Genomic DNA, 24494 nt, shown 5'->3' on the forward strand with positions numbered 1-24494 from the left:
GAGCAGCCCATGCGCCGCAGCAGCCGACCCGTCCTCCTGGCCGCCGGACTCGTCCTCGCGCTGACCGCCGGCCCGCTGGCTGCCGCCCCCGCGTTGGCCGCGCCCACGAAGACGGTGTCCGGGCAGGTCGCCACGTCCGGCCCGGACTCCGACGCCCTCGCCGCCGCGATCGCCGGACTCCCCGACCACACCGCGACCGCCGCGCTGCTGCGCGTCGGCGGCGACGGGAGCTGGCGCGGTACGGCCGGGGTGCGGGACGTCCGCAGCGGGGCGCCGGCGCTGGAGAACGCGCGCTTCCGGGCCGGTTCGGTGACGAAGGTGGTCACCGCGGCGCTCGTGCTGCAACTGGCCGCGGAAGGCCGCATCGACCTCGACGGCACCGTGCAGCAGTATCTGCCGGGCCTGCTCACCAAGGACTTCAGCCCCATCACCGTACGGCAGTTGCTGAACTACACCAGCGGACTGCACTCGGGTATGTCCCTCGGGGACACGGTCGAGGACGGCTACCCGCACCGCTTCGAGACGCTGACACCCGAGCAGGTCGTCGCGTCCTCGGTCGCCCAGGGCCCTCAGTACGCGCCCGGCACCCACCAGGTGTACGACAACATCCACTACACGGTGCTCGGCATGCTCATCGAGAAGGTGACCGGGGACTCGTACGCGCACCAGGCCGAGATGCGGATCTTCCGGCCGCTCGGCATGCGGGACTCCTCGTTCCCCGTCGGCGCGGACCCCCGTATCCACGGACCGCACAACCGGGGCTACGACTGGATCGACGGCAAGCTCGTCGACGTGACCGACTGGAACATGTCCGACCGCTGGGCGGCCGGGGACCTGATCTCCACGACCGCGGACCTGGAGCGGCTGTTGGTGGGGCTGTTCCGCGGCCGGGTCGTGCCCGAGCCGCAGCTGAAGGAGATGTTCACGCTCCCCGACGTGCCGGGGGCGCGGTACGGCGCGGGGCTGGAGCGGTTCGACCTGAACGGCAAGGTGATCTGGGGCAAGACCGGGTCGCGGCCCGGCTACGCCACGGTGATCGCGGCCACCCCCGACCTGTCCCGCACCCTCGTCTACTCGGTGAACTCCACGGACGCCAAGGGCGACGGCCTGGCCACCGCCCAGCGCTTCGCCTATCCCGCGTTCAACCGCTGACGGCGACGGCCGCGGCGGCGGATACGGGCGGCGCGGTCAGCTGTTCCAGCCGCTTGATCTTCTTCCGTACGACGTACAGCGGAATGACCCCGATGACCCCGAAGGACATGTCGATCACCGACCACCAGAAGGGGATCCCGCGGACCGGGCCGCAGATCAGCGCGAGCGGGATGATCCCGGCGCAGGCGATCATCCCGAACTCGATCACCCAGATGTTGCGGACGGGGTCGCGGTAGGGCCCGTAGAAGGCGACGGCGATGACGAGGTGGGCGAAGGCCAGCCAGTCCGTGCCGTAGAGCACGAACGGGTACTTGGCGTCGACGGTGTCGAGTCCGTCCCGCACCCGCGTGATCCAGGCCATCAGCCCCGGCAGATGGTCGGGCACGGACAGCGCCCGCAACGCGCCCTCGGTCCACCGCAGTTCGTGCACCAGCGGAAAGGCGGTGGCCCCGCTGAGCACGAGGCACACGACGAAGAAGACCAGCCACACGCGGATGCCCTTGAGCAGGGCGGCACTGTCGCTCATGGGAGGAGCGTACGCCAGTGTTTGAACGCGTTCAAAACCGCCCGCGCCGCGGGTTCAGCACCTTCACGGCCACCGCCGGGTGGAACAGCAAGGCCGGGGAGGCCACCATGTTGACCACCCGCACGAACGCCGACCACACGGCCGCGTCCTGCACGGCCACCCGGAACAGCCGCGTGTTGTACCAGTGGGCGAAACGCGCGGCGAGCGGCTGGCGTTCGGGGTTCCACATCAGGTCCGAGTTGGTCGACAGCGTCCACGGGCCCAGCAGCAGGCGGCCCAGCTTCTTCTGGAAGCCGGCGGCCAGACCGTCCAGTTGCTGCCCGGACCGTCGGCGGGCCGCCAGCATCCGGTGCAGCACCTCCGCCTCCATCGCGGCCACCGTCAGGCCCTGGCCGTAGACCGGGTTGAAGACGCAGACGGCGTCGCCGACGGCGATCAGCCGGTCCGGCCAGTTCCGGACGGCATGGTAGGGACGCCACTGGTTGTCGACGTTGGTGTAGCGGTGGGTGGACTCCTGGACGCTGCGCCGGCTGATCTGCTGGGCCAGGCGCGGGTTGTCCAGGCTCTCCGCGAAGGCCAGGTAGCCCTTGTCGTCGGTCGGCGGCTGGTCCTCGAAGCCGAACAGCGAGCACGTCCAACGGTTCCGTTCCACGGCCAGCATGACGCCGGCCCGGGGCACGGTGGGCGCGAACAGCATCTGGTAGGCGATGTAGTAGTCCGGGTGGGTCGGGTGGTCCTCCGCGGGCCGGTCGAAGTTCATCGAGGTGTACGTGACCTTGGCCTTCACGGTCCGCTTCGGCGGGACGGCGACTCCCATCGCGCCCAGCCAGTCCGCCAGCGCGCTGGACCGGCCGGAGGCGTCGACCACCAGGTCGGCGGCCACCTCGTAGGGCTCGTCGTCCTGCCCTTGGCAGGTCACCCCGCTCACCCGTCCCGAGGCGTCCCGGGTCAGGCCCGCGCACCGGGTGGACGGCAGCAGCGCGACCTCGGGCCGGGCGAGCACCTTGCGGCGCAGCCGGCGTTCCAGCTCGTGCCGCGTGAAGCTCTGGACCTTGACGCCCGTGCGCTTGCGAGGCGCGAGTCCGGTGGGCAGCAGGAAGTCGATCCCCTCGCCGTAGTCGAAGACCGGCGCGCCCTCACCGCGCAACTCCTCGCGCAGGCCCGGGAAGAGCCGCTCCAGGATCTGGCCGCCTTGGGCGAGCAGCGCGTGCGCATGGTAGCCCTGCGGGGCGCCGGGATGGGTTCCGGTGTCCTCGTCGACGGCGTCGCGTTCCACGAGGACGACCTCCCGGAAGAAGTCGGCCAGCACCCGGGCGGTCACCAGCCCCGCGTAACTGCCGCCGATGACCACGGCCTTGCCCCAAGGGCGATCTGCTGTCATGTCATCTCCCACGTGTGCCGACCAGGGCGTTCACACGGGTCAACGCGCCTCGCGATCACCGCGACACGGGGCTCGGGAAGCACCCGGGGAGCGCGTGTTACAGCCCCACGATCCGGTTCCAGCGCCGGGCGAACTCCACGCGCTCGGTGGACGTCATGTCACGGGCGACGGCGAGCCGCCTGCGCATGGTGCTGTCGGGGAAGATCAGCGGATTCTCGGCCAGGGCGGCGGTGTCCTTGTCCTTGGCCGCGGCCAGCACCTCCTTGGCGGCCGGGACCGGGCAGACGTAGTTGACCCAGGCGGCGAGACTAGCCGCGACCTCGGGGGTGTAGTAGTAGTCGACCAGCCGTTCCGCGTTGGCCTTGTGGCGGGCCCGGTTGGGGATCATCAGGGAGTCCGACCACAGCTCGGCGCCCGACTCCGGTACGACGAAGCGGATGTCGGGGTTGTCGGCCTGGAGCTGGATGACGTCACCGGAGTACGCCTGGCAGGCCAGGACGTCGCCGCTGACCAGGTCCTTGGTGTAGTCGTTGCCGGTGAAGCGGCGGATCTGGCCCCGGTGGACCTCGCGCTCCACCTGGTCGCAGACCCGGTGGAAGTCGTCCGCCGTCCACCGGGTGATGTCGACGCCGTTGCCCTGCATCAGCAGCGCGAACGACTCGTCCAGGCCGGACAGCAGGGTCACACGGCCCTTGAGGTCCTTCGCCCACAGGTCCGACACCTGGCGTATCTCGCGGCCGAGCTTCTTGTGGTTGTACGCGATGCCGGTGATGCCCGACTGCCAGGGCACCGTGAAGAGGCGGCCCGGGTCGAAGGCGGGCGAGCGGAGCAGCGGGTCGAGGTGCTTCGCCACGTTCGGCTGGTGGGCGCGGTCCATCCGCTGCACCCAGCCGAGCCGCACGAACCGTGCGCACATCCAGTCGCTGATGACGATCAGGTCGCGTCCGGTGGACTGGTGGTTCATCAGCGCGGGACTGATCTTGCCGAAGAACTCGTCGTTGTCGTTGATCTCCTCGGTGTAGTCGACGGAGATCCCGGTGCGCTTCTCGAAGGCGTCCAGCGTGGGGCGCTTGTTCGGGTCGCGGTCGTCGGTGTCGATGTAGAGCGGCCAGTTCGCCCAGGTCAGCTTCCGGTCGGCGGCGGACTCGTCGGCCACGGCACGGTCGCCGGGCTGGACGTAGGCGGCGGGCACTCCGCAGCCGGCCAGCGCACCGAGCGCGGCGGTGCCGCCCAGCGCACGCAGCAGGGAACGGCGGGACAACGGGGGCTTACGGGAGGAGGTCTGGGGCACCCGGGAAGGATGCCGCGAACGCCCGCGCGCCGACAATCGACGCTGCGTCGAGCCCACCGGTCCCGACCCGACACCTTGTCGATCAGCAGCCGTACGGCCGGCGCGGGGCCGTACGACAGAACAGCCCTGCGACAAACACCTCGGCCCCGGACGGGGAGGTGAACCCGTCCGGGGCCGAGGTGGTGGTGCGGCGAAGCCGCCGGGGCTCAGGAGTCCAGGGACGTCATCACGTGCTTGATGCGCGTGTAGTCCTCGAAGCCGTACGCCGACAGGTCCTTGCCGTAGCCGGACTTCTTGAAGCCGCCGTGGGGCATCTCGGCGACCAGCGGGATGTGGGTGTTGATCCACACGCAGCCGAAGTCGAGCTTCTTGGACATGCGCATCGCACGGCCGTGGTCCTTGGTCCACACCGAGGAGGCGAGGGCGTACTCGACACCGTTGGCCCACTCGACGGCCTGGTCCTCGTCGGTGAAGGACTGGACGGTGATGACCGGGCCGAAGACCTCGTTCTGGATGATCTCGTCGTCCTGCTTGAGGCCCGAGACGACGGTCGCGGCGTAGAAGTAGCCCTTCTCGCCGACCCGGTGACCACCGGCCTCGACCTTGGCGTGGGCGGGCAGCCGCTCGATGAAGCCGGCGACCTGCTTGAGCTGGTTGGGGTTGTTCAGCGGGCCGAAGAGGACGTCCTCGTCGTCCGGCTGACCGGTCTTGGTCTCGGACGCGGCCTTGGCGAGCGCGGCCACGAACTCGTCGTGGATGGACTCATGGACGAGGACGCGGGTGGCGGCCGTGCAGTCCTGGCCGGCGTTGAAGTAGCCCGCGACCGAGATGTCCTCGACGGCCTTGGCGATGTCGCTGTCCTCGAAGACGACGACCGGGGCCTTGCCGCCCAGCTCCAGGTGGACCCGCTTGAGGTCCTTGGAGGCGGACTCGGCGACGGACATGCCGGCGCGCACGGAGCCGGTGATGGAGGCCATCGCCGGGGTCTCGTGCTCGACCATCTGGCGGCCGGTCTCACGGTCGCCGCAGATGACGTTGAAGACGCCCTTGGGCAGGATCGAGCCGATGATGTCGGCGATCAGGACGGTGGAGGCCGGGGTCGTGTCCGACGGCTTGAGCACCACGGTGTTGCCCGCGGCGATCGCCGGGGCGAACTTCCATACGGCCATCATCATCGGGTAGTTCCACGGCGCCACCTGCGCGCAGACGCCGACCGGCTCGCGGCGGATGATCGAGGTCATCCCGTCCATGTACTCGCCGGCCGAGCGGCCTTCGAGCATCCGGGCCGCGCCCGCGAAGAAGCGGATCTGGTCGACCATCGGCGGGATCTCCTCGGAGCGGGTGAGCCCGGTCGGCTTGCCCGTGTTCTCCACCTCGGCCGCGATCAGTTCCTCGGCCCGCTCCTCGAACGCGTCCGCGATCTTCAGGAGGGCCTTCTGCCGCTCGGCGGGGGTCGTGTCGCGCCAGGCCGGGAAGGCCGCGGCGGCGGCTGCCATCGCGGCGTCCACGTCCGCCTGTCCGGACAGCGGCGCGGTCGCGTACGCCTCACCCGTCGCGGGGTTGACCACCTCGGTGGTCCGTCCGTCGGCGGCGTCCCGGAACTCACCGTCGATGTAGTTACGCAGACGACGCAGCTCGGTGCTCACTGCCGGCCTCCTGATCAGATTCGAGGGTTCGAGCTGTCCAGCCTGACCAGCCAATTCGGCTGTCCAGTCGCTGAGACACCCCAACCCTAGTCGGCTGACCCACGTTTTCAACACCCCCAGCGCCACCACTGCTGCGAAATCCGCAAGCAACGGTCGCCGAAACAACGAATTTCATCGCTCGGGGGTTGCAAAACTATCGAGACCTCGTGCACAGTGAGGTCGTGGCCAGTCGAAGCGCAGACCAGAGGGACTCGTCCCGCGAGTCCAGGAACGGCACTCCCACGCTGGATGCCGTCTCCCTCGCCATCATTCAGCAGCTCCAGGAGGACGGCCGGAGGCCGTACGCCGCGATCGGCAAGGCCGTCGGCCTCTCCGAGGCGGCCGTGCGACAGCGCGTCCAGAAGCTGCTGGACCAGGGCGTGATGCAGATCGTCGCCGTCACGGACCCGCTCACCGTGGGCTTCCGCCGGCAGGCGATGGTCGGGATCAACGTCGAGGGCGATGTCGAGTCGATCGCGGACGCGCTGACTGACATGTCGGAAGTCGAGTACGTGGTGATGACCGCGGGCTCGTTCGACATCCTCGCCGAGATCGTCTGCGAGGACGACGACCACCTGCTGGACGTCATCAACAAACGCATCCGGTCCCTGCCCGGAGTGCGCTCCACCGAGAGCTTCGTCTATCTGAAGCTCAAGAAGCAGACCTACATGTGGGGAACCCGATAACCGTGAGGACCCGATAACCGTGAGCAGCAAGGACCTCAGCCGCACCGCGTACGACCACCTGTGGATGCACTTCACCCGCATGTCCTCGTACGAGAACTCCCCCGTCCCGACGATCGTCCGGGGTGAGGGCACCTACATCTACGACGACAAGGGCAAGCGCTACCTCGACGGTCTTGCTGGTCTGTTCGTGGTCCAGGCCGGTCACGGCCGCACGGAACTCGCCGAGACCGCCTTCAAGCAGGCCCAGGAGCTGGCCTTCTTCCCGGTGTGGTCCTACGCCCACCCGAAGGCCGTCGAGCTGGCCGAGCGCCTTGCCGACTACGCCCCGGGCGACCTGAACAAGGTCTTCTTCACCACCGGCGGCGGCGAGGCGGTCGAGACCGCCTGGAAGCTCGCCAAGCAGTACTTCAAGCTCAAGGGCAAGCCGACCAAGTACAAGGTCATCTCCCGTGCGGTCGCCTACCACGGCACCCCGCAGGGCGCCCTGTCCATCACCGGCCTGCCGGGCCTGAAGGCCCCGTTCGAGCCGCTGGTGCCGGGTGCGCACAAGGTGCCGAACACCAACATCTACCGCGCCCCGCTCTTCGGCGACGACCCCGAGGCCTTCGGCCGCTGGGCCGCCGACCAGATAGAGCAGCAGATCCTCTTCGAGGGCCCGGACACCGTCGCCGCGGTCTTCCTGGAGCCGGTGCAGAACGCCGGTGGCTGCTTCCCGCCGCCGCCCGGCTACTTCCAGCGCGTGCGCGAGATCTGCGACAAGTACGACGTGCTGCTCGTGTCGGACGAGGTCATCTGCGCCTTCGGCCGCCTGGGCACGATGTTCGCCTGCGACAAGTTCGGCTACGTCCCGGACATGATCACCTGCGCCAAGGGCATGACCTCGGGCTACTCCCCGATCGGCGCCTGCATCGTCTCCGACAAGCTCGCCGAGCCGTTCTACAAGGGCGACAACACCTTCCTGCACGGCTACACCTTCGGTGGTCACCCGGTGTCCGCCGCGGTGGGTCTCGCCAACCTCGACCTGTTCGAGCGCGAGAACATCAACCAGCACGTGCTGGACAACGAGGGCGCGTTCCTCTCGACGCTGCAGAAGCTGCACGACCTGCCGATCGTCGGCGACGTCCGCGGCAACGGCTTCTTCTACGGCATCGAGCTGGTGAAGGACAAGAACACCAAGGAGTCCTTCAACGAGGAGGAGACCGAGCGCGTCCTGTACGGCTTCCTCTCCAAGGCGCTGTTCGAGAACGGCCTGTACTGCCGCGCCGACGACCGCGGCGACCCGGTGATCCAGCTCGCCCCGCCGCTGATCTCCAACCAGGAGACCTTCGACGAGATCGAGCAGATCCTGCGTGCCACCCTCACGGAGGCGTGGACCAAGCTCTGAGCCTCCTCGGGAAGCTCCGATCATCCCGCTGGATGATCAACACCGGCCCCGGTGCCCTCCGTTCGAGTGAGAACGGCGGCCCGGGGCCGTGTGCTGTCCGGGCTCCCGGGGGCGGCTGCCTAGCGTGCCCAGTGACCGATCGGCCCAGCCTTCGTTCCCCCGCACGGGGGACCAGGTCAAGGGAAAAGGATCAGAACCGAGGTGTACGCCATGGAGGCCCCGCCGGACAACGACGTGCTCTGGGCACGCGCCCTGCACTTCAGGCACCCCGACGGCTCGCCCGGGCTCGCCGGGGTCTCGCTGGCTGTGCGGGAGGGAGAGATCCTCTCCGTGAGCGGCCCGCGCGGCAGCGGCAAGACCACACTGCTGCGCTGCCTGTCCGCCATGGTGCCGGTGCGCCAGGGCGAGGTCTGGTTCAACAGCTCACCCGTGCACACCATGGGGCCGGTGGCCCGGGAGCGGCTGCGCCGGGCCCGGTTCGGCTGGATCGACCCCGCGCCGGTCCTGATCCCCGAGCTGAACGTGTGGGAGAACGCCGCCCTGCCGCTGATGCTGCGCGGCACCAGCCGCCGCAGGGCCAAGGTGGCCGCCCTGGAGTGGCTGGAACGCCTGGACGTCGGTCCCACCTCCCGCAAACGCCCGCACGAACTCCAGCAGGCCGAGCGCCAGCGCGTCTCCATCGCCCGCGCGCTCGCCCCCGGCCCCACGGTGCTCTTCGCGGACGAGCCGACGGCCCCGCTGCACCGCGCCGACCGCGGCCAAGTCCTGCGCACGCTCACCACGGCCGCCCGCTCGCACGGCATCACGGTGGTCCTCGCCACGCACGACGCCGACACCGCCGCGCTCGCCGACCGCACGGTGTCCCTGCTGGACGGGCGGCGCGTGCACACCGTGCACCTTCCGGACGCCCCCGAGACCGAAGGCCGGGCCGCGTGCTCGCTCTCCGTCTGACCCGTGTCGGCCGGCCCGGCCTCCAGCTCCGCCGGCTGCTGGTCGCCCTGGCCGCGGCCGGCACCGGCTTCCTGCTGCTCTCCGCCCTCGGCTACGCGCTGCGCCACCCCGGCCCGGCAGGCACCGCCCTGCCGCGCCTGGCCTGGTGCGCGATCCCGGTCGCCGCCACCGTGCACTTCGCGCTCGCGGTCGCCCGTACCGACCCCGGCACACGGCCGCGCCCCGGCCTGTCCGCCGTCGGTCTCGGCCCCGGGCGCCTGATGGCGATCTCGGCGCTGACCACGGCCCTGTCCTGCACCCTGGGCTCGCTGCTGGCGCTGCTGGTCTTCCTGCACCTGCGCGGCGACCTGACCGGCATGCCCTTCGACGGCGCGGCGGCGCAGTTCCTGGCAGCCGACCAGCCGCTGCCGCTCCCGGCGGCCCTGACCCTGCTGACCGTGGTGCCGGTGATCGCCTCGACGACCGTGGCCCTGGCGCTGCGCCCCCAGGACCCCCGCCCCGCGGCCCGTGGCAGCCACGCCTTCGGCCGCTTCGGGGCGTACGGCCACGCGGCGGCGCGGGAGACGTTCGGGGCGTACGGCAGGTTCGGCGCACGCCGGCACACACCTGAGCGGCGGCATACGGAGGCTGCCACGCAGGCCCCGGCGCAGGACACGGCCCCCGCGCCCGAAGGCCAGAACGCCCCGAACGCCGAGGACGCCCGGCACGCCGAGGACGCCCAGCACGCCCAGGACGCCGACTGGTCCGGCGCGGTCCCCGGCCCGGCGCCCGGGCGCGACCTCCCCGCAGGGCTCCCCTGGGGCATCACCGCCGTCGCCGCAGGTCTCGCCGTACAGGCCTACACGGGCAGCTCCGGCTCCACCCCCAGCCTCACGGCGCTGCCCGCCGGAGCCGTCACGGTCCTGGTCGGCTGGCTGCTCACCGCGCTCGGTCTGGTCCTCGCCGGGCCCGGCCTCACCCACCTGTGCGGCAAGCTCCTGCAGTCGGTCCGCCCGGGCGCGCTGCGGCTGCTGGCGGGCCGGGTGCTCATGGCCGAGGCCACCCGGATCGGGCGCCCGCTCGGCGTGGTCTGCGCGGTGGCCGCCGCCGGGTACGCGATGACCGCCCTGTACGACGACTGGACGCACCCCTTCGGGCCGCTCAGCACCCTCTTCGCGCTCGTCGTCACCGGCTGCACGGTGGCGACCCTGCTGACGGCGGCCGTCGAGGCCCGCCAGTGCCGCGCCGACACCATCGCCGCGCTGCTGCGCCTCGGCGCCCCGGCCGCGGTGCTGCGCAGTGCCGCCGCCCTGCGCGCGGGCGCCCTGCTCGCCTTGTTCGGCCCGCTGACCTTGGTGATCGCGAATCTGGCGGCTCTTCCGCTGGCCCGCAGATGATTCTTCCGATCCACCGATGAGTTTTCCCCCGGCCGGCCGTCTACCCCAGCGAACCGCAGCAAGCGCACGGATCCGAGGGAGACAGGCCCCCATGTACCAGCAGATGATCTTCGTGAACCTGCCCGTGAACGACCTCGACGCCTCGAAGAAGTTCTTCACGGACCTCGGCTACACGATCAACCCGCAGTTCAGCGACGAGAAGGCCGCCTCCGTGGTGATCAGCGAGACGATCGTCGCGATGCTCCTCACCAAGCCGTTCTACGCGACCTTCACCGACAAGGAGATCGCCGACGCCACGAAGACCAGCGAGGTCCTGGTGGCGCTGAGCGCCGAGAGCCGCGCGAAGGTGGACGAGCTGGTCGACAAGGCGCTCGCGGCGGGCGGCACGGCCAGCGGCAGGACTCAGGACCTCGGCTTCATGTACGGCCGGTCCTTCGACGACCTCGACGGCCACACCTGGGAGGTCATCTGGATGGACCCGGCGGCCATCCAGGGCTGAGCCCAACCCGTCAAACTTCACGGCGGTTAATGAGGGGGTAAAGTCAACGCCTGTTGGCGGCTCGGGCGTTGACAGTTCTTACGGTGCGCTTATAGACCTGTGAGCCTCCTGGGGGTGCTGGGGCGCCGTTCTCGCATTTGGCCCCAACGCCCCCTAAACCCCCCTCACTTGCACTCTGTAAAGGACAAACGTTGTCCATAACTCGCCGTAACGCACGTCGTTCCGTGCGCATCCTGGGTGTCGCCTCCGCCACCACCGCGCTGGCCCTCGGTGTCGCGGGCCACGCGCTCGCCTGCGACATCAGTGAGTTCTCCGCCGTAGCCACGTGCGACAGCGGCAAGGGTTCCATCGTCGTCACCGACAAGGACGGTTCGGGCACCCCCGCCACCATCACCGTGTTCCTGAAGAGCCCGGCCGGCGTCGAGACGCCGGTCGGCCGGCCGCAGGTGGTCAAGGGCACCGCCGAGGGCACCACGGTCACCTTCGCCGAGGACTGGAAGCCGAAGACGACGTACCGCGTCCACGTCCAGGCCGGCGTCCAGGTCGACCAGAACGTCAAGCCCGATGTGAAGACCCCTCACACGGCTTGCAAGACCGAGACGAAGACCCCGAAGCCGCCGGTCACCCCGGCGCCGTCCGCGTCCACGTCCGCCCCGGCCGAGTCCGCGACCCCGACTCCGTCGGCCTCCGCGTCCAGCTCCGCCCCGGCGGACACGGCGAACAACGCGCCGTCCCCGGCGGCCGGTGACTCGAACCTCGCCGAGACCGGTGCCAACTCCAACACCGGCCTGATCGCCGGGCTCGCCGGCGCGCTGGTCGTCGTCGGCGGTGGCGCGGTGTTCTTCGGCATGCGCCGCCGTGGGGCGAAGAACGGCGACTGACGCCTCTGCCCCCTTACGCCGCTGGGCCCGTCCCCCTATCCCCAGGGGACGGGCTCAGTCATGTTCAGTCATTTTCAGAAGCTCGCCCGGGACAGCCAGAGGTCCAGCACCTCACGCTCGCCCAGCACTTCGAGGCCGGGGGTGTCCAGCGGGAGCCGCCGGTAGAAGGCGAGCAGGACCGAGGTGAGCGGGCCGCGCAGGGCGACGGACGCCTTCTCGTGGCCGCGCCGCCACTGGAGGCCTTCCGGGCCGAACTCCACGAGCCACTCGGCGTTCAGGGCGGGGTTGGCGTCGGTGGCGTGCAGGTGGATCGAGCGGGCGGGCCCGTCCAGTCGGAAGGGCTCCTCGTTGCCCCGGCGCCGCTGGATCCACACGGCGAGGTCCAGCCACTCGTCCAGCGCGTCGGCGGCCACCTCGGGCGCCACCTCGTAGGACTGGCCGACGGCGAGGGCGGCGTCGGCACGGTGCACGGTGATCTCGTGGGTCATGCGGCGGGCCCAGAAGGCGGACGTCGCATTCCCCTGCCAGCTCCACACCTTGGTGTCGGGCCCGGCCTCCCGCAGCGCCCCGACGACCAGTTCGCCGGTCTCCGCCAGCCATGCGTCCAGGGCCGCCGCGTCGCCCCGCTCCTTCGGCCCGTCGCAGTGCGGGACCTGCTCGAACGGGATGTTCTCCTGCGCCCGGCCGCGCACCAGGGCGTCCGTCCAGCGCAGGGCGCGGCCCGTGTGCCGTGCGAGGTCTTCCAGCGACCAGTCCGGGCAGGTCGGCACGGTTTCGGCCAGATCTGCGCCCGAGGTCACAACAGCTCTCAACTGGCCGACCTGATGGGCGATTTCATCACAGTAACGGTCATGCGCGAGCAAAGTCATGTCCCTTACCCTAGGGCTCGCACGATCAGCCGAGCACGGCGGTTTCGGCCACGTCGAACGTCACGCCGACCGACGCCCCGGCCTCCGGCGCGTCCCTGAGGGTGCAGGCCGCCTCCAGGCGCGGCGCGCCGTCATCGGGCTGGAGGCGTACGGCCACGTGGGTGCCCTTGAAGGTGCGGGCGGTGACCGTGCAGGGCAGGCCCTCGTCGGCCGGCACGAGCCGGACCCCGGCGGGGCGGACGAGGACCGTGCGGTTGCCCTGCGGGGAGCCGTCGGGCACCGGCAGTTTGCCCCACGGGCTGTCCGCCGCCGCTCCGGCGACGGTCGCCGGGACCACGTTGTCGAAGCCGAGGAACCGGGCCACGAACTCGTCCGCGGGCCGCTGCCAGACCTCAAGGGGTGTGCCGGACTGGGCGATCCGCCCGTCCCGCATCACCACCACCCGGTCGGCCAGCGCGAACGCCTCGCCCTGGTCGTGGGTCACCGCGAGCACAGTGGTGCCCAACCGGCCGAAAAGCTCACGGAGTTCGACCACGAGGCGCTCCCGCAGCGAGCGGTCGAGCTGGCCGAGCGGCTCGTCCAGCATCAGCAGCCGGGGCCGCGGGGCCAGCGCGCGGGCGAGCGCCACCCGCTGCTGCTCGCCGCCGGACAGTCCGGCGACGGCCCGCCCGGCCGCCCCCGGCAGCCCGACGAGCTCCAGCAACTTCCCTACGTCTGTGCCCCGTTGTCCCTTGGCGACGCGGTGCATCCGCAGCCCGAAGGCCACGTTGCCGCCGACGTCCCGCTGCGGGAAGAGCTGGTGGTCCTGGAACATCAGGCCGACGCCCCGCCGGTGCGCGGGCACTCCCGCCTGGTCTCGGCCGTCGAGCGACACCCGCCCGGAGTCCAGCGGCTGCAGGCCCGCCACCGCCCGGAGCAGCGTGGACTTGCCACTGCCACTGGGCCCGAGCACGCACACCACCTCGCGCTCGGCGACGTCGAGGTCGACGGCGTCGAGCACGGCCCGACCGCCGAAGCGCACGGTCGCGGCCTGGAGGCTCAGCAGCATCAGAACTCCCCCGTCCGGTCGGTGCGCAGCCGCTCCAGGAGGAGCAGGGCGGCGGCGCACACCACCATCAGAATGGTCGAAAGGGCCATCGCCTGGCCGTAGTTGAGGTCTCCGGGGCGGCTGAGCAGCCGGGCCACGGCGACCGGGAGCGTCGGGCTGTCGGGCCGGGCGATGAACACGGTCGCCCCGAACTCGCCGAGCGAGACGGCGAACGCGAACCCGGCCGCGATCAGCAACGCCCGCCGCACCAGCGGCAGATCGACCTCCCGCCACACCCGCCAGGGCGAGGCCCCGAGCACGGCCGCCGCCTCCCGCAGCCGTACGTCCACCGCACGCAGCACGGGCAGCATGGTCCGTACGACGAAGGGGGCGCCGACCAGCGCCTGCGCGAGCGGGACGAGGATCCAGGACTGCCTGAGGTCCAGCGGGGGCTTGTCCAGCGCGATCAGGAAGCCGAAGCCGACGGTCACGGCGGAGACGCCGAGCGGCAGCATCAGCAGCGCATCGAAGCCGCGCACCAGGCGTCCCGCGTCCCGCCGGGCCAGTGCGGCGGCGGCGAGACCTCCGATCAGTACCGCGATGGCCGTGGCGGCGAACGCGTACTGAAGCGAGGTCCACACGGCGTGCACGGGCGGCACGAGGAAGGTGCCGCCGTCGGTGTGCGTCAGCGCCCGGTAGTACCCGAGACCGGGCGCGTCCAGGGAGCGCCGTACGAGGACGGCGAGCGGCAGCACCAGGAGCAGGGAGACGGTGACCAGCACCCCGGCGAGCAGCGCCCACTGCCCGGCCCCGCGCGGCCGGCGCGCGGTCACCTTCGGGTCGACGAGGCGCAGCGCGGTCTCCCGGCGCCGTACCGTCCAGGCGTGCACGGCGAGGATCGCGCCGACCGCGACGAACTGGACGAGGGTGAGGACGGCCGCCGTCGGCAGGTCGAAGACCTCGGAGGTCTGCCGGTAGATCTCCACTTCGAGGGTGGAGAAGGTGGGCCCGCCGAGGATCTGGACGACACCGAAGGAGGTGAAGGTGAACAGGAACACCATCAGCGCGGCGGCGGCCACGGCGGGCGCGAGGGCGGGCAGGGTGATCTTCCGCCAGGCGGTGAGCGGGGACGCCCCGAGCATCCGCGCGGCCTGCTCCTGCCGGGGGTCGAGCTGTGCCCACAGCCCGCCGACCGTGCGGACGACGACCGCATAGTTGAAGAAGACGTGCGCGAGCAGGATCGCCCACACCGTGGTGTCGAGCCGTAGGCCCCACAGTTGGTCGAGCAGTCCGCGGTGTCCGACGAGCGCCAGGAAGGCGGTGCCGACGACCACGGTCGGCAGCACGAACGGCACCGTGACGACGGCGCGCAGCAGTTGCTTGCCGGGGAAGTCGAGGCGCGCGAAGACGTAGGCGGCGGGCAGCGCGAGCAGCAGGGTGAGCGCGGTGGAGGCGAACGCCTGCCAGGTGGTGAACCACAGCACGTGCCGGATGTCCGGCTGCGTGACGACGTCCGCCATCCGCCCGAACTGCCAGGCGCCGTCCACCTTCAGCCCGCGCGCCACGATCGCGGCCACGGGCCAGGCGAAGAACACCGCGAAGAACGCGACGGGCAGGGCCATGAGCCCGAGCCGCGCCGCGTTCCCCTTACGGCTGCCCTTTCGGGGGGCTACTTCAGTACGAACGACGTCCACGACTTGACCCACTGGTCACGGTTGGCCGCGATCTTCTCGGGGGCCATGATCTCGGGCTGCTTGGCCTGCGGGCCGTACTTGGTGAAGTCGGCGGGCACAACGGCGCCCTTCACCACCGGGTAGACGAACATGTTCAGCGGCATGTCGTCCTGGAACTCCTTGGTGAGCAGGAAGTCGAGGAACGCCTTGCCGCCCTTGGTGTTCTTCGCGTTGCTCAGCAGTCCCGCGTACTCGGTCTGCCGGAAGCAGGTGCCGTACGACACCCCGGTCGGGGCGGTGCTGGGCCGCTTCTTGGCGTAGATCACCTCGGCGGGCGGGGAGGAGGCGTACGACACGACGAGCGGCCGGTCGCCGCCGGCCTTCTTGCCCTCCGACGAGCCTGAGAACTCCTGGCGGTAGGCCTGCTCCCAGCCGTCGACGACCTTCACGCCGTTGGCCTTGAGCTTCTTCCAGTAGCCCTGCCAGCCGTTGTCGCCGAACTGCCCGGCGCTGCCGAGCAGGAAGCCGAGGCCGGGCGAGGAGGTGGCCGCGTTCTCGGTGACGAGGAGGTTCTTGTACTCCGGCTTGGCCAGGTCCGCGAAGGACTGCGGCGGGGTCAGCTTGTGCTTGCTGAAGTACGCCTTGTCGTAGTTGACGCAGATGTCGCCGGTGTCGATGGGCGTGACGCGGTGCTTGTCCTGGTCGACGCGGTACTGCGGCAGGACCAGATCGGAGCCCTTGGGCGCGTACGACTGGAACAGGCCGTTGTCGAGGGCGCGGGACAGCAGGGTGTTGTCGACGCCGAAGAAGACGTCGCCCTGCGGGTTGTCCTTGGTCAGGATGGCCTTGTTGACGGCCTGTCCGGCGTCCCCGTCCGGGAGGACCCGCACCTTGTACCCGGACTGCTTCTCGAAGTCCTTGAGCACGTTCTTGGAGACGGACCACGAGTCATGGCTGACCAGGGTCACGGTCTTGGAGTCCGCGGAACTCTTGGTGTCGCTCGACCCGCACCCGGTCAGCGCCGCCAGCGAGACGAGGCCGAGCCCGACCGTGGCGGCCACGAGGGTTTTGTTGTGCACTGGATGTCCTCCTGGGGGTTGGCCAGGAAGAGACGCGGCCCTGCCCGGTCTCCGCGCGGGAGCCCGGGCAGGGCGCAACAGCTTGAGTGATGACCGAACTTCCTACCCAGAATGACCTGGGCGAGGTTCAGAGGGTCTGCGGCCCGTTTGCCGCACTCTCAGCGCTGTGGCGCTCCCCTGTCGGAATATGAAGATGTGATGTGACGCGATGGAACTCAGCCAGACTACCGCTCGGTGGCCGCGAGCTGACCACAGGCTCCGTCGATCTCCTGGCCACGGGTGTCCCGGACGGTCACCGGCACCCCATGGGCCGCGATGGCCTCGACGAAGGCCTTCTCGTCCTCGGGCCGTGACGCGGTCCACTTCGATCCCGGAGTCGGGTTCAGCGGAATGAGATTGACGTGCACGGGCTTGCCCCTGAGCAGCCGCCCGAGCCGGTCGCCGCGCCAGGCCTGGTCGTTGATGTCGCGGATGAGCGCGTACTCGATCGACAGCCGGCGCCCGGACTTCTCGGTGTACTCGAACCCGGCGTCCAGCACCTCGCGCACCTTCCACCGCGTGTTCACGGGGACGAGGGTGTCGCGCAGTTCGTCGTCGGGGGCGTGCAGGGAGATCGCGAGCCGGCACTTGAAGCCCTCGTCGGCGAACCGGTGGATGGCCGGAACGAGACCGACGGTCGACACGGTGATCCCGCGCTGGGACAGCCCGAGCCCGTCCGGGGCAGGGTCGGTGAGCGCCCGAATGGCACCCACGACCCGCTTGTAGTTGGCGAGCGGCTCGCCCATCCCCATGAAGACGATGTTGGACAGCCGGGCCGGGCCGCCGGGGACGTCCCCGTCCCGCAGAGCCCGCATCCCGTCGACGATCTGGTGGACGATCTCGGCGGTCGACAGATTCCGGTCGAGCCCCGCCTGCCCGGTCGCGCAGAAGGGGCAGTTCATTCCGCACCCGGCCTGCGAGCTGATGCACATGGTGACGCGGTCCGGGTACCGCATGAGCACGGACTCGACGAGAGTCCCGTCGAACAGCCGCCACAGCGTCTTACGGGTGGTCCCCTGGTCGGTCGACAGATGCCGGACGACCGTCATCAGCTCAGGGAACAGCGCCTCGCGCAGTTTCTCCCGCGAGCCGGCCGGGATGTCGGTCCACTGCTCCGGCTCGTGCGCGTACCGCGCGAAGTAGTGCTGCGAGAGCTGCTTGGCACGAAACGGCTTCTCGCCGATCTCGGCCACCGCGTCCTTGCGCTCGGCAGGCGTGAGGTCGGCAAGGTGCCGCGGCGGCTTCTTGGCTCCGCGCGGGGCGACGAAAGTGAGTTCTCCGGGCTTAGGCATGGCCTTACCAGTGTCGCAGATCCAAATGGGTGACCTGGGGCTGTCGCATCTTACGACTGTCCTCAGTAGTCGCTACCAGTCGTGACTGAGCGGCTTCGGACGGCCCAGAGACGGCCCAGCCGAGGGAGCGGCACGCCCCGACTGAGCTGCCACTGTCATCGTTCCGGTGCACTTACTCGGAGCAGGCCGCCCATGGCGATCGGCGTCGCCGCCACGAAGGCGTCGAGGCGATCATTCAGGTCGGAGCGGATCTGGAACCCCGGATCAATGGAGGTCTCCCAGCCGTGCCCGTGAGACCTCGGCCGTCCCTTACCAACACGTCCCACAAGGTGGCTTCACCTCTTGCTTCAGGGGGCACACGGCCAGTGAGACCCCAAGGAGGTACCGAGATGAGCGCCGGAGAACGGGCCAAGGCAAAGGCCGAACAGATCGTCGGAAAGACCGTGCGGAAGGCGGCCCACGCGGTGCACAAAGAAACCCTCGCGGCGAAAGGCGCCGCTCTCGAATCACGGGGCAAGATGCGGGGCGCGAAAGAACAGACCAAGGGCTCCTTCAAGCGCTGAGTGCGCTGCCGCAGGCTTTGACCGTCCCAGGAACGGCTGCAGGCCCAGGGGAGAGGGATACAACCCCTTACCCTGTTCCCTGCCGCTCGCTGCCTGATCGGACACGCAGGGGGCACACGCGTCTTTCGCCCACACATGGTTGGGAGGGCGAACAGCCTCCGTCGTTGCGTCAGTGCCAGACGGGGTAGGGGTAGATGTGGAGGGTGAGCTGGGTGTCTGTGTCGTTGACGTTGTGGCCGTGGATCCAGCCCGTGGCACGGCGGTAGCTCCCCCGCGCCGACTACCGCGCCGCGCAGGAACACACCGCCCTCGGCCTCGAGGACCAGGCGCCGGACACCGTCCTGATCCTCGCCGACTGGCAGTACGCGGGCCACGGCCACACCCCCGGCGAATCCGTCCTGGCCGCCACCATCCTGACTCCGACCGACGTCGCCGAGCTGCTCGGTGTTCCGGTCGAGACGCTGTACCAGTGGCGGCGGAAGCGCACAGGTCCTCCGGCCTTCCGCGTCGGCCGGCACCTTCGCTACGACCCTGTCCGGCTTCGCCAATGGGTCGACGGTCTGACCGAGGTGGCCGCCTGATGCCCGGCCACGTGCAGGATCGCTGGTACAAGACCGAGACGGGCCCGGACGGCAAGCCGGTGAAGGTGAAGAGCGACCGCTATGGCAGCGGCCTCCGCTACCGGGCTCGGTACGTCGGGCCGGACGGCACCGAGAAGAGCCGGTCCTTCCCCGACCGTCAGAAGCGCAAGGCGGAGGAGTGGCTGGCCGAGACGGCTGCCGACATGTCCCGCGGTCAGTACGTCGACCCCGAGGCCGCCCGGATGACCTTCCAGCAGTACGCGGAGCGCTGGATCACCGGGCAGACGACCGACCTGAACACGCGCATCGGAGTGGAGACCCGGCTCCGGCTGCACGCCTTCCCCCGTATCGGGGCGCGTCCGCTCGGGTCGTTCCGGCCGGTCCACATCCGCGAGTTCGTGCGTGACCTGGAGAACGACTCGATAGGCGGCACCTACGCCCGCAAACACGACCATTCCCCGGCCCCGCGTACGGCTACGGGCCCCACCCCCGACCGAGTCGTCGGGAGTGGGGCCCGTAAAAGCCGTACCGGGGGGCTCAGCCGCTGCCCACGAAGAGCACCAGCAGCAGCCACACCACCGGGGCCGTCGGCAGCAGGGAGTCCAGTCGGTCCATGATGCCGCCGTGACCGGGGAGCAGGGTGCCCATGTCCTTGATGCCCAGGTCGCGCTTGATCATGGATTCGCCCAGGTCGCCCAGCGTGGCGCTGGCCGCGACCGCGAGGCCCAGCAGCAGGCCCTGCCACCAGGTGCCGTCGTCGATCAGGAACTGCATGCACAGCGCGCCCGCGACCATGGCGAACAGCACCGCGCCGAGCAGTCCCTCGCGGGTCTTGCCGGGGCTGATGCGCGGGGCCAGCTTGTGCTTGCCGAAGCGCCAGCCCACGGCGTACGCACCCGTGTCGCTGACGACCGTCAGCAGCAGGAAGGTCAGCACCCGCCACGGGCCGTCGTCGGCGGTGAGCATCATCGCCACGAACGTCGCCAGGAAGGGCACATAGAACGCGGCGAAGACACCGGCCGTGACGTCCCTGAGGTAGCCCTCCGGTGGCTCCGTCATGCGCCAGACCAGCGCGGCCAGGGCCGTCAGCGCCATGGCGACCCATGCACCCTCGGCACCCCGCACGTACCCGGCGACGACCATCGCCGCGCCGCCCAGCGCGAGCGGCACGAGCGGCGCCTTGATGCCCTTGCGCTCCTGCAGCCTGCTCGTCAGCTCCCACAGGCCCACGACCACTGCGACCGCGACCACGCCGACGAACACGGCCTTGTAGATGAACAGGGACGCGACGATCACCACACCGAGGCCGACTCCGACCCCTATGGCCGCGCTCAGGTCACGGCCCGCGCTCTTCTTCTGCGGCGCTGGCGCCGGCTGCGGGGCGTCGGGCATGGGCTCCGGATTCTGAGTGGGACCGTACGCGGGCTTGTGCCCGTACTCGGGCGTGTGACCGTGCTCCGGCATGTGGCCGTACTCGGGCGAGTGACCCTGCGGGGGCATGTGCCCGTGCTCGGGCGCGTAACCCTGCTCGGGCGGGTGACCGTGCACGGGCGTGTGACCATGCACGGGCGTGAACGTCTCGTCCCGGAACGAGGGGCCGCTCAGCCGAGCGGCCCCTCGGTCGTCGTCCTGGTCTCCGCCATACGCAGGTACGTCGGGCACGATGGGCATGGGGCGAGTCTGCTGCGCCTCGGGCGCATCGTACGCGGGACCCGCCGGGGCAGCCCCCTGGACAGGCCCACCCGCGGTGGACCCCCAGTAGCCGGCCTGCCCCGCTGGCGGCACCCCCCAGGAAGAGTCGGTCATCAGACTTCGAGCAGCTCTGCTTCCTTGTGCTTCAGGAGCTCGTCCACCTGGGCGACGTACTTCGCGGTGGTGTCGTCCAGCTCCTTCTCCGCACGGCGGCCCTCGTCCTCACCGATCTCGCCGTCCTTGATCAGCTTGTCGATGGCGTCCTTGGCCTTGCGGCGCACGGAGCGGATCGAGACCTTCGAGTCCTCGGCCTTGCCCTTGGCGACCTTGATGTAGTCGCGGCGGCGCTCCTCGGTCAGCTCGGGGAACACCACCCGGATGATGTTGCCGTCGTTGCTGGGGTTGACGCCCAGGTCGGAGTCGCGGATCGCCTGCTCGATGTTGCGCAGCGCGCTCTTGTCGAACGGCGTCACGACCGCCATGCGCGGCTCCGGCACGGAGAACGAGGCCAGCTGGTTGATCGGCGTCAGGGCACCGTAGTAGTCGGCCACGATCTTGTTGAACATCGCCGGGTGCGCACGGCCGGTGCGGATCGCGGCGAAGTCCTCCTTGGCGACCACGACGGCCTTCTCCATCTTCTCCTCGGCTTCGAGGAGGGTCTCTTCGATCACCACTTGCTCCTGCGTGTCTTGAGTAAGGCCCGGCTGCAGTTCCACATCGGGGCGGCGGCCGGCTGCGTCGCGTCTTCTTCCTGCACGGTTCCCGACCGGCAGGACATTGTCCATCCTCCGGCCAGGGTGCGTCCCGTCCGTCCCTCGGACAGGTGTCGTACCCGGGGCGAAGGAGGCCAGCCGGTCAGTCCCGGCTGCCCTGGTCACCCACCAGCGTGCCGATCTTCTCACCCTTGACGGCCCGCGCGATATTGCCCTCCGCCAGGAGTTCGAACACGAGGATCGGGAGCTTGTTGTCGCGGCACAGCGTGACGGCGGTGGCGTCGGCGACCTTGAGGTCGCGCGTGATGACCTCGCCGTAGCTGAGGGCGTCGAACTTGACGGCGTCCGGGTTGGTCTTGGGGTCGGAGTCGTAGACCCCGTCCACGCCGTTCTTGCCCATGAGCAGCGCCTCGGCGTCGATCTCCAGGGCGCGCTGGGCGGCGGTGGTGTCGGTGGAGAAGTACGGCATGCCCATACCGGCGCCGAAGATGACCACACGGCCCTTCTCCAGGTGGCGCACGGCGCGCAGCGGGATGTACGGCTCGGCGACCTGGCCCATCGTGATGGCGGTCTGCACCCGGCTGTCGATGCCCTCCTTCTCCAGGAAGTCCTGGAGGGCGAGGCAGTTCATCACGGTGCCGAGCATGCCCATGTAGTCGGAGCGGGCGCGGTCCATGCCGCGCTGCTGGAGCTCGGCGCCGCGGAAGAAGTTGCCGCCGCCGATGACGACGGCGACCTGTGCGCCGTCGCGCACGACGGCCGCGACCTCACGGGCGATCTTGTGCACCACGTCGGGGTCCACGCCCAGGCCGCCGCCACCGGAGAAGGCCTCTCCGGACAGCTTCAGCAGAAACCGGCCGCGTACTTTGCCGTCGTCGCTCTTCTGGGCCTTGGTGGTCATGGAGATCCCGCCTCTTTCACGTGTTGCACATACGAAGAAGGCCATTGCCGGTGGGGTCGCTGTTCGCTCCCATGCGCGGCAATGGCCTCCTCGTCAGATCTGCTGCCGTCCGCCACATGCCAGGGTGCGGCGGTGTGTGCGGACGACTGCTGTCGACCCTACCGAGAAATTCCCGCGGGTCGCGCGCCGATCGCGGTACGGACTCAGATGCCGACCTTGATGCGCGAGAAGCGCTTCAGGGTGACACCGGCCTCGTCCAGGACCTTCTGGACCGACTTCTTGTTGTCCAGCGCGTACGGCTGGCCGAGCAGCGTGGCGTCCTTGAAGAAGCCGTTGACACGACCCTCGACGATCTTGGCGATCGCGGCCTCGGGCTTGCCCTCGGCGCGGGTGGTCTCCTCGGCGATGCGGCGCTCGGACTCGACGACCTCGGCCGGGACGTCCTCCTTGGTGAGGTACTTCGGCGCGAAGGCGGCGATGTGCTGCGCGATGCCCTTGGCGACCTCGGCGTTCGGCTTGTCCAGCTCGACCAGGACACCGATCTGCGGCGGCAGGTCGGGCATGGTGCGGTGCATGTAGGCGAGCACGAAGCCGTCGGCGAACTGCGCGAAGCGGTCCAGGACGATCTTCTCACCCAGGTTGGCGTTGGCCTCGTCCACGAACGCCTGGACGGTCTTGCCGGCCTCGATCTCGGAGGCCAGCAGGGCCTCCAGGTCGGCCGGGGAGGTCTTGGCGACGTGCTCGGCGATGGCGTTGGCCACGGCCTGGAACTTCTCGCCCTTGGCGACGAAGTCCGTCTCGCACTTCAGCTCGACGATGACGCCGGAGGAGTTGTCGTCGGCGATGATGGAGACCACGGCGCCGTTCTCGGCGGAGCGGCCCTCGCGCTTGGCGACGCCCTTCTGGCCCTTGATGCGCAGCGCCTCGACGGCCTTCTCGACGTTGCCGTCGGCCTCGTCCAGCGCCTTCTTGCAGTCCATCATGCCGGCGCCCGTGAGCTCACGGAGCTTCTTGACGTCGGCGGCGGTGTAGTTCGCCATGAGTCTGTGAGTCTTTCTCGAAGTCTGGAAGATCTTCAGATCCGCACGGTCTGCGATCCACGTATCCGGATATCCGCGATCCACGCGTAGATGTAGATCATCTACGGGCAGATGCAGATATTTACGATCCACATGTAGACGTGGATCCGGGTGGCGCGCCGACTCGATGCCGACCTACGGGTGAACAGCGGGGGCGGACTTCACCGCGCCGGAGGCGCTGTTGGATGCAGTGCCGCCCCCGCCGTCAACGCTGACGATCAGGCCTGCTCGCCCTCGGCGGCCGGAGCCTCGGCGGGAGCGGCCTCGCCGGCCGGGGCAGCCTCGGCAGCCGGAGCCTCGGCAGCCGGAGCCTCGGCGGCCGGAGCCTCGTCCTTCTTCTCGCCCTCGAGCAGGTCGCGCTCCCACTCGGCGAGCGGCTCGCCCGCGGCCTTCTCGCCCTTGTCACCGGTGGCGACGCCGGAGCGGGCGATGAGGCCCTCGGCGACGGCGTCGGCGATCACGCGGGTGAGCAGGGTGACGGAGCGGATCGCGTCGTCGTTGCCCGGGATCTTGTAGTCGACCTCGTCGGGGTCGCAGTTGGTGTCGAGGATCGCGACGACCGGGATGTTCAGCTTCCGGGCCTCACCAACGGCGATGTGCTCCTTCTTGGTGTCCACGATCCAGACGGCGCTGGGCACCTTCTGCATCTCGCGGATACCACCGAGGGTCTTCTCCAGCTTGGCCTTCTCGCGGGAGAGGACCAGCAGCTCCTTCTTGGTCAGACCGGAGGACGCGACGTCCTCGAAGTCGATCTGCTCAAGCTCCTTCAGGCGCTGCAGACGCTTGTAGACGGTCGAGAAGTTGGTGAGCATGCCGCCCAGCCAGCGCTGGTTGACGTAGGGCATGCCGACGCGGGTGGCCTGCTCGGCGATGGCCTCCTGCGCCTGCTTCTTCGTGCCGACGAACATGACCGTGCCGCCGTGGGCCACGGTCTCCTTGACGAACTCGTAGGCGCGGTCGATGTACGACAGCGACTGGAGCAGGTCGATGATGTAGATGCCGTTGCGCTCCGTGAAGATGAAGCGCTTCATCTTCGGGTTCCAACGACGGGTCTGGTGACCGAAGTGGACGCCGCTCTCCAGCAGCTCCCGCATCGTGACGACGGCCATGGCCGTATCTCCTTGAATTTCTCGGTTGTGCCGCGTCCGCCGGACGGCGGTCGCGCCTGACGCCC

23 protein-coding genes and 2 pseudogenes are annotated in these 24494 nt (G+C 69.8%); 11 read left to right on the forward strand and 14 right to left on the reverse strand.

Translation table 11 applies throughout. The features are described from left to right. The first annotated feature begins 9 nt into the window (after positions 1-9). The gene (locus tag ACWD3E_RS33170) at positions 10-1152 is read left to right on the forward strand and encodes a serine hydrolase domain-containing protein (RefSeq protein WP_451391245.1); all 1143 of its coding nucleotides are present in this window, start codon (positions 10-12) and stop codon (positions 1150-1152) included. Here the strand turns inward: ACWD3E_RS33170 and ACWD3E_RS33175 are convergent. The 4 genes from ACWD3E_RS33175 to ACWD3E_RS33190 form a co-directional block, all read right to left on the reverse strand. Beyond that, the gene (locus ACWD3E_RS33175; protein ID WP_451391246.1) at positions 1142-1678 is read right to left on the reverse strand and encodes a hypothetical protein; all 537 of its coding nucleotides are present in this window, start codon (positions 1676-1678) and stop codon (positions 1142-1144) included. The two genes, ACWD3E_RS33170 and ACWD3E_RS33175, sit on opposite strands and share 11 nt — an antisense overlap. Positions 1679-1709: 31 nt before the next feature. Continuing rightward, a complete protein-coding gene (locus ACWD3E_RS33180) occupies positions 1710-3059 on the reverse strand; it encodes an FAD-dependent oxidoreductase (protein WP_451391247.1) in 1350 nt (449 codons plus the stop codon). A 97-nt stretch (positions 3060-3156) separates the two neighbouring features. Beyond that, on the reverse strand, positions 3157-4350 hold the full coding sequence (locus ACWD3E_RS33185; RefSeq protein ID WP_451391248.1) for an ABC transporter substrate-binding protein: 1194 nt from the start codon (positions 4348-4350) through the stop codon (positions 3157-3159). Between the two features lie 206 nt (positions 4351-4556). Then, entirely contained in the window at positions 4557-5996 is a 1440-nt protein-coding gene (locus ACWD3E_RS33190) for a gamma-aminobutyraldehyde dehydrogenase (RefSeq protein ID WP_451391249.1), read from the reverse strand. Between the two features lie 206 nt (positions 5997-6202). Here ACWD3E_RS33190 and ACWD3E_RS33195 point away from each other — a divergent pair, with 206 nt between their 5' ends. The 6 genes from ACWD3E_RS33195 (at position 6203) to ACWD3E_RS33220 (ending at position 11812) form a co-directional block, all read left to right on the forward strand. Then, the gene (locus ACWD3E_RS33195) at positions 6203-6721 is read left to right on the forward strand and encodes an Lrp/AsnC family transcriptional regulator (protein WP_451354837.1); all 519 of its coding nucleotides are present in this window, start codon (positions 6203-6205) and stop codon (positions 6719-6721) included. A gap of 19 nt (positions 6722-6740) precedes the next feature. Then, a complete protein-coding gene (locus ACWD3E_RS33200; RefSeq protein ID WP_451391250.1) occupies positions 6741-8105 on the forward strand; it encodes an aspartate aminotransferase family protein in 1365 nt (454 codons plus the stop codon). Between the two features lie 210 nt (positions 8106-8315). Then, positions 8316-9056 (forward strand): ABC transporter ATP-binding protein, encoded by a 741-nt coding sequence (locus ACWD3E_RS33205; RefSeq protein WP_451391251.1) that lies wholly within the window; start codon positions 8316-8318, stop codon positions 9054-9056. Next, positions 9038-10432, forward strand: coding sequence for a hypothetical protein (locus tag ACWD3E_RS33210; RefSeq protein WP_451391252.1), 1395 nt, complete (start codon positions 9038-9040; stop codon positions 10430-10432). The genes ACWD3E_RS33205 and ACWD3E_RS33210 overlap by 19 nt, the downstream gene beginning before the upstream one ends. Positions 10433-10523: 91 nt before the next feature. Further along, positions 10524-10931, forward strand: coding sequence for a VOC family protein (locus ACWD3E_RS33215; protein WP_451391253.1), 408 nt, complete (start codon positions 10524-10526; stop codon positions 10929-10931). Positions 10932-11155: 224 nt separating this feature from the next. Continuing rightward, positions 11156-11812, forward strand: a complete 657-nt coding sequence (locus ACWD3E_RS33220) for an LAETG motif-containing sortase-dependent surface protein (RefSeq protein WP_451391254.1) — start codon at positions 11156-11158, stop codon at positions 11810-11812. A gap of 74 nt (positions 11813-11886) precedes the next feature. Here the strand turns inward: ACWD3E_RS33220 and ACWD3E_RS33225 are convergent, their stop codons facing one another. The 5 genes from ACWD3E_RS33225 to rlmN form a co-directional block, all read right to left on the reverse strand. Beyond that, positions 11887-12681 carry a maleylpyruvate isomerase family mycothiol-dependent enzyme gene (locus ACWD3E_RS33225; RefSeq protein WP_451391255.1) on the reverse strand — a complete coding sequence of 265 codons (795 nt, stop codon included), beginning with the start codon at positions 12679-12681 and terminating at the stop codon, positions 11887-11889. Positions 12682-12706: 25 nt separating this feature from the next. Then, positions 12707-13729, reverse strand: a complete 1023-nt coding sequence (locus tag ACWD3E_RS33230) for an ABC transporter ATP-binding protein (protein WP_451391256.1) — start codon at positions 13727-13729, stop codon at positions 12707-12709. After that, positions 13729-15330, reverse strand: a complete 1602-nt coding sequence (locus ACWD3E_RS33235) for an ABC transporter permease (RefSeq protein ID WP_451391257.1) — start codon at positions 15328-15330, stop codon at positions 13729-13731. Before ACWD3E_RS33235 ends, ACWD3E_RS33230 begins: the two co-directional genes overlap by 1 nt. Before the next feature lie 47 nt (positions 15331-15377). Next, positions 15378-16460 (reverse strand): thiamine ABC transporter substrate-binding protein, encoded by a 1083-nt coding sequence (locus tag ACWD3E_RS33240; protein ID WP_451391258.1) that lies wholly within the window; start codon positions 16458-16460, stop codon positions 15378-15380. A 224-nt stretch (positions 16461-16684) separates the two neighbouring features. Continuing rightward, positions 16685-17791, reverse strand: coding sequence for a 23S rRNA (adenine(2503)-C(2))-methyltransferase RlmN (rlmN, locus tag ACWD3E_RS33245; RefSeq protein WP_451391259.1), 1107 nt, complete (start codon positions 17789-17791; stop codon positions 16685-16687). A gap of 389 nt (positions 17792-18180) precedes the next feature. On the opposite strand from rlmN, the gene ACWD3E_RS33250 reads away from it, so the two are divergent. The 4 genes and pseudogenes from ACWD3E_RS33250 to ACWD3E_RS33265 form a co-directional block, all read left to right on the forward strand. Continuing rightward, positions 18181-18354, forward strand: a complete 174-nt coding sequence (locus ACWD3E_RS33250; RefSeq protein ID WP_451391260.1) for a hypothetical protein — start codon at positions 18181-18183, stop codon at positions 18352-18354. Positions 18355-18626: 272 nt separating this feature from the next. After that, positions 18627-18767: pseudogene (locus ACWD3E_RS33255) on the forward strand (replication initiation protein); the annotation flags it as partial. After that, entirely contained in the window at positions 18753-18935 is a 183-nt protein-coding gene (locus tag ACWD3E_RS33260) for a helix-turn-helix domain-containing protein (RefSeq protein ID WP_451391338.1), read from the forward strand. The pseudogene ACWD3E_RS33255 and the gene ACWD3E_RS33260, both read left to right, overlap by 15 nt. Then, a pseudogene (locus ACWD3E_RS33265) lies at positions 18935-19378 on the forward strand (site-specific integrase); the annotation flags it as partial. The gene ACWD3E_RS33260 and the pseudogene ACWD3E_RS33265, both read left to right, overlap by 1 nt. Before the next feature lie 94 nt (positions 19379-19472). On the opposite strand, the gene ACWD3E_RS33270 reads toward ACWD3E_RS33265, so the two are convergent. From ACWD3E_RS33270 to rpsB, 5 genes are all read right to left on the reverse strand, one after another. After that, on the reverse strand, positions 19473-20741 hold the full coding sequence (locus ACWD3E_RS33270; protein ID WP_451391261.1) for a phosphatidate cytidylyltransferase: 1269 nt from the start codon (positions 20739-20741) through the stop codon (positions 19473-19475). Continuing rightward, a complete protein-coding gene (gene frr / locus ACWD3E_RS33275) occupies positions 20741-21298 on the reverse strand; it encodes a ribosome recycling factor (RefSeq protein WP_451354852.1) in 558 nt (185 codons plus the stop codon). Before frr ends, ACWD3E_RS33270 begins: the two co-directional genes overlap by 1 nt. 184 nt (positions 21299-21482) lie before the next feature. Next, on the reverse strand, positions 21483-22241 hold the full coding sequence (gene pyrH / locus ACWD3E_RS33280) for a UMP kinase (RefSeq protein ID WP_451391262.1): 759 nt from the start codon (positions 22239-22241) through the stop codon (positions 21483-21485). 203 nt (positions 22242-22444) lie between these two features. Beyond that, positions 22445-23281 (reverse strand): translation elongation factor Ts, encoded by an 837-nt coding sequence (gene tsf, locus ACWD3E_RS33285; protein ID WP_451391263.1) that lies wholly within the window; start codon positions 23279-23281, stop codon positions 22445-22447. Between the two features lie 257 nt (positions 23282-23538). Beyond that, a complete protein-coding gene (rpsB, locus tag ACWD3E_RS33290) occupies positions 23539-24429 on the reverse strand; it encodes a 30S ribosomal protein S2 (RefSeq protein ID WP_451391264.1) in 891 nt (296 codons plus the stop codon). Positions 24430-24494 lie beyond the last annotated feature (65 nt).

The sequence above is a fragment of the Streptomyces sp. NPDC002676 genome (genome assembly GCF_053592455.1).

Coding starts and splice junctions, on each gene's coding strand:
- ACWD3E_RS33170 (WP_451391245.1), top strand. CDS start 10: ATGCGCCGCAGCAGCCGACCCGTCCTCCTGGCCGCCGGACTCGTCCTC.
- ACWD3E_RS33175 (WP_451391246.1), bottom strand. CDS start 1,678: ATGAGCGACAGTGCCGCCCTGCTCAAGGGCATCCGCGTGTGGCTGGTC.
- ACWD3E_RS33180 (WP_451391247.1), bottom strand. CDS start 3,059: ATGACAGCAGATCGCCCTTGGGGCAAGGCCGTGGTCATCGGCGGCAGT.
- ACWD3E_RS33205 (WP_451391251.1), top strand. CDS start 8,316: ATGGAGGCCCCGCCGGACAACGACGTGCTCTGGGCACGCGCCCTGCAC.
- ACWD3E_RS33215 (WP_451391253.1), top strand. CDS start 10,524: ATGTACCAGCAGATGATCTTCGTGAACCTGCCCGTGAACGACCTCGAC.
- ACWD3E_RS33225 (WP_451391255.1), bottom strand. CDS start 12,681: ATGACTTTGCTCGCGCATGACCGTTACTGTGATGAAATCGCCCATCAG.
- ACWD3E_RS33230 (WP_451391256.1), bottom strand. CDS start 13,729: ATGCTGCTGAGCCTCCAGGCCGCGACCGTGCGCTTCGGCGGTCGGGCC.
- ACWD3E_RS33235 (WP_451391257.1), bottom strand. CDS start 15,330: ATGGCCCTGCCCGTCGCGTTCTTCGCGGTGTTCTTCGCCTGGCCCGTG.
- rlmN (WP_451391259.1), bottom strand. CDS start 17,791: ATGCCTAAGCCCGGAGAACTCACTTTCGTCGCCCCGCGCGGAGCCAAG.
- ACWD3E_RS33250 (WP_451391260.1), top strand. CDS start 18,181: ATGAGCGCCGGAGAACGGGCCAAGGCAAAGGCCGAACAGATCGTCGGA.
- ACWD3E_RS33270 (WP_451391261.1), bottom strand. CDS start 20,741: ATGACCGACTCTTCCTGGGGGGTGCCGCCAGCGGGGCAGGCCGGCTAC.
- pyrH (WP_451391262.1), bottom strand. CDS start 22,241: ATGACCACCAAGGCCCAGAAGAGCGACGACGGCAAAGTACGCGGCCGG.
- tsf (WP_451391263.1), bottom strand. CDS start 23,281: ATGGCGAACTACACCGCCGCCGACGTCAAGAAGCTCCGTGAGCTCACG.
- rpsB (WP_451391264.1), bottom strand. CDS start 24,429: ATGGCCGTCGTCACGATGCGGGAGCTGCTGGAGAGCGGCGTCCACTTC.